Annotated in this window: 8 protein-coding genes and 1 pseudogene; 3 read left to right on the top strand and 6 right to left on the bottom strand. The window is 61.7% G+C overall.

What is annotated here, in order from left to right:
* Positions 1-211, bottom strand: a pseudogene (locus tag B2V21_RS11875) (hypothetical protein); the annotation flags it as partial.
* 446 nt (positions 212-657) lie between these two features.
* Here B2V21_RS11875 and B2V21_RS11880 point away from each other — a divergent pair.
* Positions 658-2,730 (top strand): AsmA family protein, encoded by a 2,073-nt coding sequence (locus B2V21_RS11880; RefSeq protein ID WP_286916944.1) that lies wholly within the window; start codon positions 658-660, stop codon positions 2,728-2,730.
* A gap of 169 nt (positions 2,731-2,899) precedes the next feature.
* Here the strand turns inward: B2V21_RS11880 and B2V21_RS11885 are convergent, their stop codons facing one another.
* Both B2V21_RS11885 and osmE read right to left on the bottom strand, forming a co-directional pair.
* Entirely contained in the window at positions 2,900-3,439 is a 540-nt protein-coding gene (locus B2V21_RS11885; RefSeq protein WP_043191077.1) for a ferritin-like domain-containing protein, read from the bottom strand.
* 183 nt (positions 3,440-3,622) lie between these two features.
* Positions 3,623-3,970, bottom strand: a complete 348-nt coding sequence (osmE, locus tag B2V21_RS11890) for an osmotically-inducible lipoprotein OsmE (protein ID WP_049862004.1) — start codon at positions 3,968-3,970, stop codon at positions 3,623-3,625.
* Positions 3,971-4,210: 240 nt separating this feature from the next.
* Here osmE and B2V21_RS11895 point away from each other — a divergent pair, with 240 nt between their 5' ends.
* Positions 4,211-5,221 carry an AI-2E family transporter gene (locus B2V21_RS11895; protein ID WP_049862003.1) on the top strand — a complete coding sequence of 337 codons (1,011 nt, stop codon included), beginning with the start codon at positions 4,211-4,213 and terminating at the stop codon, positions 5,219-5,221.
* Positions 5,222-5,330: 109 nt separating this feature from the next.
* Here the strand turns inward: B2V21_RS11895 and B2V21_RS11900 are convergent, their stop codons facing one another.
* Positions 5,331-6,602 (bottom strand): Hsp70 family protein, encoded by a 1,272-nt coding sequence (locus B2V21_RS11900; RefSeq protein ID WP_056844355.1) that lies wholly within the window; start codon positions 6,600-6,602, stop codon positions 5,331-5,333.
* 235 nt (positions 6,603-6,837) lie between these two features.
* Here B2V21_RS11900 and B2V21_RS11905 point away from each other — a divergent pair, with 235 nt between their 5' ends.
* Positions 6,838-7,812, top strand: coding sequence for a DnaJ C-terminal domain-containing protein (locus B2V21_RS11905; protein ID WP_286916945.1), 975 nt, complete (start codon positions 6,838-6,840; stop codon positions 7,810-7,812).
* Positions 7,813-7,849: 37 nt separating this feature from the next.
* Here B2V21_RS11905 and B2V21_RS11910 read toward each other — a convergent pair whose 3' ends face one another.
* Positions 7,850-10,396 (bottom strand): membrane-targeted effector domain-containing toxin, encoded by a 2,547-nt coding sequence (locus B2V21_RS11910; RefSeq protein ID WP_286916946.1) that lies wholly within the window; start codon positions 10,394-10,396, stop codon positions 7,850-7,852.
* 141 nt (positions 10,397-10,537) lie between these two features.
* Positions 10,538-11,063 (bottom strand): amidohydrolase family protein (locus tag B2V21_RS11915; protein WP_286916947.1); only part of this gene is annotated, 526 nt, incomplete at its 5' end.

Consider the following 11,063-nt stretch of genomic DNA (forward strand, 5'->3'; position numbering starts at 1 on the left):
CGAAGGTGGCCTGAGGGGTGCGGTCCGAACCGTTCTCGGCGACAGCGCCTTGTGGGGTACGGTCCGAGCCATCTTCGGCCAGGTAAGGCTGGCTGTAGCTGGCAGCGCTGGATCGAAGCTCGGCGGAAACACTTTGATCCGCAGCGGGCATGGCGAAAGCGTTGGCAGCCAGGACGGACAGGGTCAGGGAAAGCAGCAATTGGCGTTTCATGATGTAGGCGCTCCTTGGGAGGGCAGAAATTGGGTACAGAGCCAATGCTACTCTTTGAAATTCGATAGAAAAGTTCATAAAGGCAATGGTAACAATCAACGAAAATGATGTTTTGCCGCGAGGGCTCTAGATCGAGGGTTTCAGTGCACCAGCGCGGGGATTTTCGCGGGCTTGGGCACCGTTGTCGGGCGTCACCATCGGTAACGTTGATAGTGATGACGCATGCATATTTCGGATTGGACGCGTTTTATCGGGCGGATCCCATCCACCGCCGACGCGGCTTGCGCCGCTGCTACAGGGGCATACCACGATTTCTGTAGGAGCGGCGCGAGCCGCGTCCGGGCTCGAAAAACCCAAAAACTAAACCCTCAAGGCGTTTATCAGTCCTACCCTTGTTGGTAGTACCCCCTGTGCTCGCGGGAGCACGCAGTCTCAAGGAGCCCGCAATGACGCGCCCACGTAAAATCGTCGCCTGGACCCTGGGCAGCCTGTTGGTCCTGCTGCTGATAGTGGTAGTGGTGATCGCCACCTTCGATTGGAATCGAATCAAACCCACGCTCAACGAAAAGGTTTCCGAAGCCCTGCATCGTCCCTTTGCCATCAATGGTGACCTCGCCGTGCATTGGCAGCGTGAAGAGGATGAAGGTGGCTGGCGTGCCTGGGTGCCGTGGCCGCGTTTCGTCGCCCAGGACATCACCCTGGGCAACCCCGATTGGTCGTCGAAACCTCAGATGGCCAGCCTGCAGAAGGTCGAATTTCGTCTTTCCCCACTGCCGCTGCTGGCCCAGCGCGTGGTCATACCGCGTATCGACCTGACCGGTCCCGATGTCTCTCTGCAACGTCTGGCCGATGGTCGCGCCAACTGGACCTTCCAGTTCGACGAAAAGGACCCCGACGCCGAACCGTCCAAGTGGGTCATGGACATTGGCTCCATCGGCTTCGACAAGGGCGTGGTGGCGTTCGACGACCAGACGCTCAAGACTTCGGTCAAGGTGTTGATCGACCCATTGGGTAAACCCATTCCGTTCAGCGACATCGTCGGCAGCGGTGCGGCCAAGAAAGTCGCCGACCAAGGTGCCAGTGCGCAGGACTACGCGTTCGGCTTCAAGGTCGATGGTCGCTACAAGGACCTGCCGCTCTCGGGCTCGGGCAAGATCGGCGGGCTGTTGGCGCTGCAGGACGCTACTCGGCCGTTTCCCGTGCAGGTCGATGTGCGTATCGCCGACAACCGCGCTGCGGTTGCCGGCACTCTGACCGATCCGCGCAACCTGGGCGCGCTCGATTTGCGCCTGCGCCTGAGTGGCAGCAGCCTGGGCAATCTCTACCCACTGACCGGCGTGACCCTGCCGGATTCTCCCGCGTACGAAACCGATGGGCACTTGTTGGTCAAGCTGCACGAGCCTGGCGGCGCGTCGTTTCGCTATGAGGATTTCAACGGCAAGATCGGCAACAGCGACATCCATGGCAACCTGGGCTTCGTCGCCAGCCAGCCTCGGCCAAAGCTGAGCGGCGCGCTGGTGTCGAACCAGTTGTTGTTCGCCGACCTCAAGCCGTTGATCGGTGCTGACTCCAATGCCGAGCAGAAGGCCCGCGGCGGAGCGAGCAAGCAACCGGCCGGCAAGGTCCTGCCGGTGGAAGAGTTCAAGACCGACCGCTGGCGCGCCATGGACGCCGACGTCGAGTTCACCGGGCGCAAGATCGTCCACAGCGAAGACCTGCCGTTCACTGACCTGTACACCCATGTCGTGCTGGACGACGGCAACCTGCGCCTGGAACCGCTGCGCTTCGGCGTGGCCGGCGGCAAGCTCGACGCACAGATCTCGCTGAACGGCCGGACCACACCGTTGCAGGGTCGGGCCAAATTGACCGCGCGCGGCTTTCAGCTCAAGCAACTGTTCCCCTCGTTCGAACCCATGCGCACCAGCTTCGGTCAGCTCAACGGCGACGCCGACATTGCCGGCACCGGCAATTCGGTGGCGGCGCTGCTGGGGACGGCCAATGGCAATCTGAAAATGCTCGTCAATGATGGCGCGGTGAGCCGCGACCTGATGGAGATTGCCGGGCTGAACGTCGGCAACTACCTGGTCGGCAAGATCTTCGGTGACAAGGAAGTCGACATCAACTGCGCGGCCGCGTCCCTGGGCATCAAGAACGGGCTGGCCAGCACCGATCTGTTCGTCTTCGATACCGAGAACGCGATCATCTACATTGATGGCACGGTGAATTTCAAGCAGGAACAACTGGACCTGAAGATCTCGCCGGAGTCCAAGGGTTTCCGTCTGCTGTCGCTGCGCTCGCCGCTGTACGTGCGCGGCCCGTTCGCCAAGCCCAATGCCGGCGTGCAGGCGGTACCGTTGTTGTTGCGCGGGGCTGGCATGGTCGCCCTTGGCGCGACCATCGGGCCTGCGGCAGGCCTGTTGGCGCTGGTGGCACCCAGCGGTGGTGAGCCGAACCAGTGCACGCCGCTGCTGCAGCAGATGAAGGCGGGCAAGGCACCGAAGACGGTACCTGGATCCTGAGCCGGTTTCTGTAGGAGCGTTCCGTGGCCGCGAACCAGGCGCTGCGGTGTGTCAATTGCATCGGGTCGCCTGTTTCGCGGCCCCGGACCGCTCCTACGGGGTGCAGGCAAAATGACCGGGCATAAAAAAGCCAGAACCTGAGTTCTGGCTTGGGACCTGCGACTGACGATTACAGTGCGTTGTAAATGTCAGCCATGTCGTCGGCGTGTTCTTCTTCCTGGGCCAGGATGTCTTCGAAGATGCGGCGAGTGGTAGGGTCCTTGTCACCGATGTACTGGATGATTTCGCGGTAGCTGTCGATAGCGATCCGCTCGGCCACCAGATCTTCGTAGACCATTTCCTTGAGCGTGTTGCCTGCCACGTATTGAGCGTGGGAGTTCTTGCTCAGCAGGTCCGGGTTGAATTCCGGCTCGCCGCCCAGTTGCACGATGCGCTCGGCCAACTTGTCGGCGTGTTCGGCTTCCTGCTCGGCGTGCTCGAGGAATTCATCGGCCGCAATGCTTGCCTTCAGGCCGCTGGCCATGAAGTAGTGGCGCTTGTAGCGCAGCACGCACACCAGTTCGGTGGCCAGCGAGCCGTTGAGCAGTTTGATGATCTCTTCGCGGTCGGCGTTGTAGCCTTCGGTGACGGCGCCTTGATCGACGTTCTGACGTGCGCGGGCACGCAGGTCTTGTACGGATGTCAGTTGGGAAGTTTCTAGGTTCAGCATGTTTATCTCCAGCTATACGGTTTGAGCCGTCGCGCTCTGTTGTTCCGAATTCGGAACCCGGCGGGATCGGTGCAGATGCGTCATTGCATGAATGTCGCTACAGGAATGTGAGTGGCGGCGGCGACGAAAAGTTTTATTACAAATGGCCTGGGGAGGGCCTTTCGTCAGCCGCCTGAAGCAGGATTACGGCGCGGTTTCGTTCAGCTTGCGCTGCTCGCAGGTCATGAAGCCCTTGGTCGCGACACGGCCCGAGCTGTCGAAGCTGACGTAGTAAGGCTGTTGATGGCCTTCACGGTTGAGGATGTAGTTGTTGCAAGTGCCGTAGGCGGAGTTGGCGGTGCCTGCAACGACGGTCGACGGTGTGCCGCCGATGGCCAGGACCTGCTGCATGGTCATGCCTTTCTCGACCTGCTTGACCAGCGGTGCGTCGCGATAGGTCACGAAGTCCACCGGGTTCTGCACGGTGGTGTTCGAGGAACAGCCAGCCAGCGAGGCGATGACGCACAGTGCAGCCAAGGATTGCTTGTACATGGGGAGTCGCTCCTTCGATGGGCCGTGAGTGGCCCTGTGCTGATTTGGAGCGTGATGAGGAGACGATAGTTCTGAAATTTTTCGCCCGTCGACTGGCTGGCCAGGCCACCCACGGGCAGCCCACGCTGGAAAACAAATGACGCAATTTAGCCGGGGCCGCGCATGCGTTCGTCTACTGGCCCTTCGCTCGCAACGCTGGCAGACTGCCTGTCCTTTCGAATCGCTCGCTTCTGAGGCTTTATGCCCATGTTCTCTTCGCGTCAAGTGCTGATCGCCAGCTGGATTCTGGTGTTTGGCGGCCTTTTGCTGGTCTTGCCGATGCGCCTGCTGCCCAGCCTGTTGGCGGGCTTGTTGGTGTTCGAACTGGTCAACATGCTGACTCCGCAGCTGGAGCGATTGATCGCCGGGCGTCGTGCGCGGTGGGTGGCAGTGGCGCTGCTGGGCACCCTGGTGGTCAGCAGCCTGGCGCTGCTGTTCGCTGGCGTCATCAGCTTCGTCCTGCACGAAGCGGAAAACCCGGGTGCTTCGCTCAACAAGTTCATGGGCGTGGTCGATCGTGCGCGCGGCCAGTTGCCGCCCTTCATCGACGCCTACCTGCCGGCCAGCGCCGCCGAATTTCGCGTGGCCATCAGCGGCTGGCTGAGCAAGCACCTGAGCGATCTGCAACTGGTCGGCAAGGATGCCGCGCACATGTTCGTGACCTTGCTGATCGGCATGGTGCTGGGCGCCATCATCGCGCTGCAGGCGATTCCCGATCCCGACCAGCGCAAGCCCCTGGCGGCGGCGCTGTTCGACCGTCTGGCGTTGCTGGTGCGGGCCTTTCGCAACATCGTCTTCGCGCAGATCAAGATTTCCCTGCTGAACACCTTCTTCACGGCCATTTTCCTGGCCGTGGTACTGCCGTTATGCGGGATCAAGCTGCCGCTGACCAAGACCCTCATCGTGCTGACCTTCCTGCTCGGGCTGTTACCGGTGATCGGCAACCTGATCTCGAACACCTTGATCACCATCGTCGGGCTGTCGCTGTCGATCTGGGTGGCCATGGCGGCACTGGGTTATCTGATACTCATCCACAAGGTCGAGTACTTCCTCAACGCGCGGATCGTCGGTGGGCAGATCAGTGCGAAGTCGTGGGAGCTGCTGCTGGCGATGCTGATCTTCGAGGCAGCCTTCGGGCTGCCCGGGGTGGTGGCGGGGCCGATCTACTATGCCTATCTGAAGAGTGAGTTGAAGCAGGCTCAGTTGGTGTAAAGCTTACTGGCCTCTTCGCGGGCAGATGGCTCGCCGCCCGCCCCGCTCCCACAGGTATTGTGGGAACTCTGTGGGAGCGGGCTCTGCCCGCGAAGAGGCCTAGCCTGCCTTACTCCGTGCCGTAGCGCTTGCGCGCCTCGATGGCCAGGCCGCTGCCGATGCTGCCGAAAATGTTGCCTTCCACATGCCGCGCATTGGGCAGCATTGCCGCAACGCTGTTGCGCAGCGCCGGGATGCCGCTCGAACCGCCGGTGAAGAACACCGTGTCGACCTGCTCCACGCCTACGCCCGCCTTGATCAGCAATTCGCCGACACTGCCGCGTACGCGCTCGAGCAGGTTGTCGATGGCCGCCTCGAACAGCGCCCGGGTCAGCTCCACGCTCAGGCCCGACTCGATCCGGTCCAGCGGCACGTGGCGACTGGCCGCCTCGGTCAGCTGGATCTTGGTCTCTTCCACTTCCATGGCCAGCCAGTGTCCGGCTTTCTGCTCGATCAGCTTGAACAGGCGGTCGATACCGTCGGTGTCCTGGATGTCATAGCGCATGCTGCCAAGGGCCAGCTGCGACTTCTGCAGGTACACCGAGTTGATGGTGTGCCAGGTGGCCAGGTTCATGTGGTGGCTGGTCGGCATGAAGGCGCCGCTCTTCATCCGGCTGCCATAGCCGAACAACGGCATGACGCCTTGCAGGCTGAGCTGCTTGTCGAAGTCAGTCCCGCCGATGTGCACGCCACCGGTGGCCAGGATGTCCTCGGCACGGTCGTCCAGCCCACGGCGCTCGGGCGCCAGGCGCACCAGGGAAAAGTCGGACGTACCACCGCCAATGTCGACGATCAGCACCAGTTCTTCACGTTCGATGGTGGACTCGTAGTCGAAGGCGGCTGCAATGGGCTCGAACTGGAACGACACGTCCTTGAAGCCGACCTTTTTCGCCACCTCGGCCAGGGTGTCTTCGGCTTCCTGGTCGGCGGCCGCGTCGTCGTCGACGAAATGCACCGGACGGCCCAGCACGACCTGATCGAACGCACGACCGGCGTTGGCCTCGGCACGCTGCTTGAGCTCGCCGATGAACAGCCCGAGCAAGTCCTTGAACGGCATCGCCGTGCCCAGCACGCTGGTGTCGTGCTTGATCAGCTTGGAGCCCAGCAGGCTCTTGAGCGAACGCATCAGACGGCCTTCATAGCCCTCCAGGTATTCATGCAGGGCCAGGCGACCGTAAACCGGACGTCGCTCTTCGAAGTTGAAGAAGATCACCGAAGGCAGGGTGATCTTGCCCTCTTCCAGCACGATCAGCGTCTCGCTGCCCGGGCGATGCCAGCCGACAGTGGAGTTGGAAGTGCCGAAGTCGATGCCGCAGGCGCGGGCCGGGGATGCGTTTTTCATGGCAAGGCGGGTCTGTTCAAAAAACGGCCGCGCAGTGTATGCCAGTTGCGTACAGAATCAAGAGCCGCGGCTGTCTTGAAAGTGCGCCGGCGGCCCCAACCTTCTAGCCATCGACCGGGCTGTACAACTCACTGTTCACATCCAGTGGCCTGCAGCCGATAAACTTCCCATGCGTTGCCGAGTCCGACCAATAGGCGCGGGCGGCGCGCATTCGCTCATTGATGGTGATGCTTAGATGGATTTCAAAGACTACTACAAGATTCTGGGCGTCGAGCCGACGGCGGACGAGAAGGCGATCAAGACCGCCTACCGCAAGCTTGCGCGTAAATATCACCCCGACGTCAGCAAGGAAAAGGACGCCGAGGACAAGTTCAAGGAAGCCAGCGAGGCCTACGAAGCGCTGAGCAATGCCGACAAGCGCGCCGAATACGACGAGCTGCGCAAATACGGCCAGCACGGTCGCCCGTTCCAGGGGCCGCCGGGCTGGCAGGGGCGTGGCGGCGGTGGTTTCCATGAGGAAAGCGCCGGCGATTTCTCGGATTTCTTCAGCACCATCTTCGGCAACAGCGGCGGTGGTCGCGGTGCGGCCGGTGGCAATCCGTTCGGGCGGGGTGGGCAGCAGCGCAGCCCGGCGCGCAACGGGCAGGACGTGGAGATGGAGCTGTCGATTTCGCTTGAAGAAACCCTGGCTGACGAGTCGAAGAAGATCAGCTTCAAGGTGCCGCAATACAACGCCGGCGGTCAGCGCCTGACCGACGTGGTCAAGAACCTCAATGTGAAGATTCCCGCAGGCGTTGCCGACGGCGAACGCATTCGCCTCAAGGGCCAGGGCGCGCCGGGCGTCGCCGGCGGTGCCAGCGGCGATCTGTTCCTGACCTTGCGTCTGGCAGCCCATCCATTGTTCGAGGTGGATGCCGGCGACCTGGTGATTCAGGTGCCGTTGGCGCCGTGGGAAGTAGCGTTGGGCACCAAGGTCGCCGTGCCCACTTTGACCGGCCGGATCAACCTGACGATCCGCCCGGACAGCCAGAACGGCCAGCGCCTGCGAGTCAAGGGCATGGGCCTGAAGAACAAGCAGGGCGGGCGCGGTGATCTGTTCGCGCAGATCAAGGTGATCATGCCGCCGGCGGCCGACGAGAGCACCAAGGCCGCCTGGCAGGCCCTGGCACAGCACGCCGACTTCGACCCGCGGCAGGACTGGGGGCGCTGATCGAGCATCCGTTCAGGCCTGGCACGAGTCGGGGTGGTCAGCGAACCCGGGGCTCGCTGTCGGTGGGTTTGCCAGGCAATGGCAGCTTGAGGCTGATATCGCCACGGATGGGGATCAAGCCCGGCGACAGCACCTCGCCCGTATCTGCGGCGAAACGCAGGGGCTGATCGAAGTCCACCCACGTGACCCGCAGGCTCGGCGTACCCATGATGTTGGCCAGCCCTGGGGTGCGATTGTGGTGGTTGGCCAGTAATTGATCGGTCAAGGCCAGCCACTTTTCATCTGGCTTGCCGCTCTGGAGCGCTTCGATGCGCTTGTACGCGTAGTAAACGCGCATGCGTTGGCCCAGATGCGCCGAGGGGGTTTGCAGCCCGTCGGTGGACAAGCTCGCCGCGCAGTCCAGCGCTTTCACACTGATGCCCTGGCGACGGGCCTCCACCAGCACCTGACGAAGGGTGTAGCGCCCCGTGTCCAGCGTGGTACCGCGGGTGTGCAGGGTACGCAGTTGCTTTTCCAGCTCGCGGGAGAACGTGCCGGTTTTCTCGAACTCGTCCAGCGCCGTCTGGTGCAGATCCTTGAGCAATCCCTGGACATACAGCGTCTTGACCTGCTGCGCCTTGAGCGTTGACATGTACTTGATCAACAGCTGGCAGCTGCCCACGGCGTTGGTCCCCTCATTGATCACCAGACCGTTGTTGATGGCGAACACCTGCGTCAGGAACTCTTTTGGCGTCATGGTAACGGTGATCGCTGGCAATCTAGGGCTGATCTGAGGCAGTGAACCCTGGAAAAACGCCTCGGCCTGGCTGCCCAGGGTCTGTCGAAGCTCGATCAGCTGTGAGCGCGCGGTGCGCAGAACGCTGTCGATGGGTCCGGTCATCAACTGATGCGCGTTGGGACTGATGAGCATGGTGGTGATGTCGCGAAAACCGGGGTCGGTATCGAACGCCGCCAGTGCATCCGCTGCGGCCGTCTGATCTTGGGGGGCGGTCAGGGTGAACAGCTCCCAGCGGCCCATCCAGTCCTTCTGCACAGGCCAGCTTCCGATGATCTGCTGTGGCGCAATGGGGTCGACGATCACCCATCGGTCCAGGGCTTCGATGTGCAGGGCCTGAAACACCTTGCCGTCCATGCGCAGGTAGTGGTTGCCTTCAACGGTGGTGTAAATGCCTTGGTAGATGCCTGTGCCCTCGGTCAGACCGGTCAGGTCTTCCTGGGTAGCAACCGCATCCAACTGCGAGTTGCCGGTAACGATGCGGTCGATCTGGGCCAGATCTGTTTCATCCAGTTCAAGTGCAGCACCCAGTTCCTCGAAGCTTCCCAATTCGGCTATGGCATCGTCGCCTACCCCGCGCAACATGGGCATATCCAGGAGAATGTTCAACGCATCCAGTATCGCCGCTGTGAACGCGGCCTGACGGGCCGCTCGGGTCTCGCCGTGTACGGCCTTGGCCAGGTGCGTGCCGAAGGCAATCGAACCGGCTGCCACCGCCACCAGCGCGACGCCCGTATCCGCCGGAGCCAGCGGGGTGACGATGCGCATGAAGGCTTCCAGGTCGATCAGGAACAGTTCCTTGCGCAGTTCGTGGTTGGAGGCCAGAAGCTCTTTGGCATCGAGCTTGAGACGTTCGCGCACCGTGTCGAAGAGGAACGTGAACACGTCCTTGTCGATCACTTTGCTGACGCCGTTGAGCAACCGCTGACCTGATTGCCAAGGCGTCGTGCGAATGCGCTCGAGGGTGGCGAGCAGCAGTTTGCGGGGAGGTACCGTGGACTCTCCGGCGGTATTGAAATGGCCGATCAGACGCTCGCGGCCATGTTCTTCGGCGGCAGTTTCGGCGATCCACTCGTACAGCTGCTGCTCGTTGTGAAAGGTTCTGAACCAGCCCGCCGGCATGTACAGAATTTCCGGCCCTTCGGCGGTGGTGATGCGCAGGATGTCGAACGAGGTCAGATCGCCCAGGGTGAAACTTTTGACCGACGCCAGGGTGCGCTGAGTATGCAGGCGTTGCAGGTCATCCAGCGTAGGTGGTATGGCGATCGGCCCGGCGAACGCATCGAACACCAGTTTGAGCTGTTTGTTGCTCAATGCGCCTGTGTTGTAGGCGTTCCAGGTGAAGCTGAAGAACAGGATCTTGATCAACACCCGGCCGTCGTCGGCGTAGTCGCGCAGGAAGGCATTCAGGCGCCGCTGATAGTGACTGGAAAAATCGGTCGCCCAGAACTCCTTCATGATCTGCGAAGGCGCCAGCGGTACCTCGTTGGTCTCGTTGTAGATTCCCGCATCCTTGACGGTGTAGAAGCCCGACATCTGATCGAGCAGGTCGAAGTTGATCTGGTAGAAGGTCCTGAAGCGCCGCAGCACCAGCTCGGTGACCGTGAGCGTTTCCTTCGGCTTGCCGATGTGCTGCTGGCCGGTATAGGCCAGGCTACTGGTCTGGGCGTTGTCGAAGTCGTGCCAATAGACTTGGTCCGGATCCAGGTCAAGATGAGTATGGAACTTCAGCAGCTTGATGCCCCAATCACGTGCCGACTCGCGTACGTCCGGAAAGTGTTGGTAATAGCGTTCGGCAATAGCTCTCACGTTCGCCGCCGTAAGGGGGGTTGGGACAGGGGTCGCAATAGGGGGTGTGGTGGTCATGTGTCGCTCCTCGTTGAGTGGAGCGACACCTTAGGAAAACCGGGGCGTGGTGAAGACCTACATAGTTAGACCGCTCAAGCTGCCTCAGAACAGGAAATAGCGCTGGGCCATGGGCAACACGTCGGCCGGCTCGCACCAGAGCAACACCCCATCGGCCTTGACCTGATACGTCTGGGGGTCGACATCGATGTCGGGCAGGTAAGCGTTATGGATCAGGTCGGTCTTCTGTACCGAGCGGCAGCCCTTGACCACGGCGATCTGCTTCTTCAGGCCTAGGCGTTCAGGCACTCCGGCGTCCAGCGCCGCTTGGCTGATGAAAGTCAGGCTGGTGGCGTGGCGCGAGCCGTCGAAGCTGGCGAACATGGGGCGGTAGTGCACCGGCTGCGGCGTGGGAATCGAGGCGTTGGCGTCGCCCATGAGGCTGGCGGCGATGGCACCTCCCTTGAGGATCAAGGTTGGTTTGACGCCGAAGAAGGCCGGACGCCAGAGCACCAGGTCAGCCCATTTGCCGATTTCGACCGAGCCCACTTCGTGGCTGATGCCATGGGTAATGGCCGGGTTGATGGTGTACTTGGCGATGTAGCGTTTGGCGCGGAAGTTGTCGTTGCCC

The sequence above is a fragment of the Pseudomonas sp. UBA6276 genome, assembly GCF_002438365.1.
Classification (GTDB): Bacteria; Pseudomonadota; Gammaproteobacteria; order Pseudomonadales; family Pseudomonadaceae; genus Aquipseudomonas; species Aquipseudomonas coleopterorum.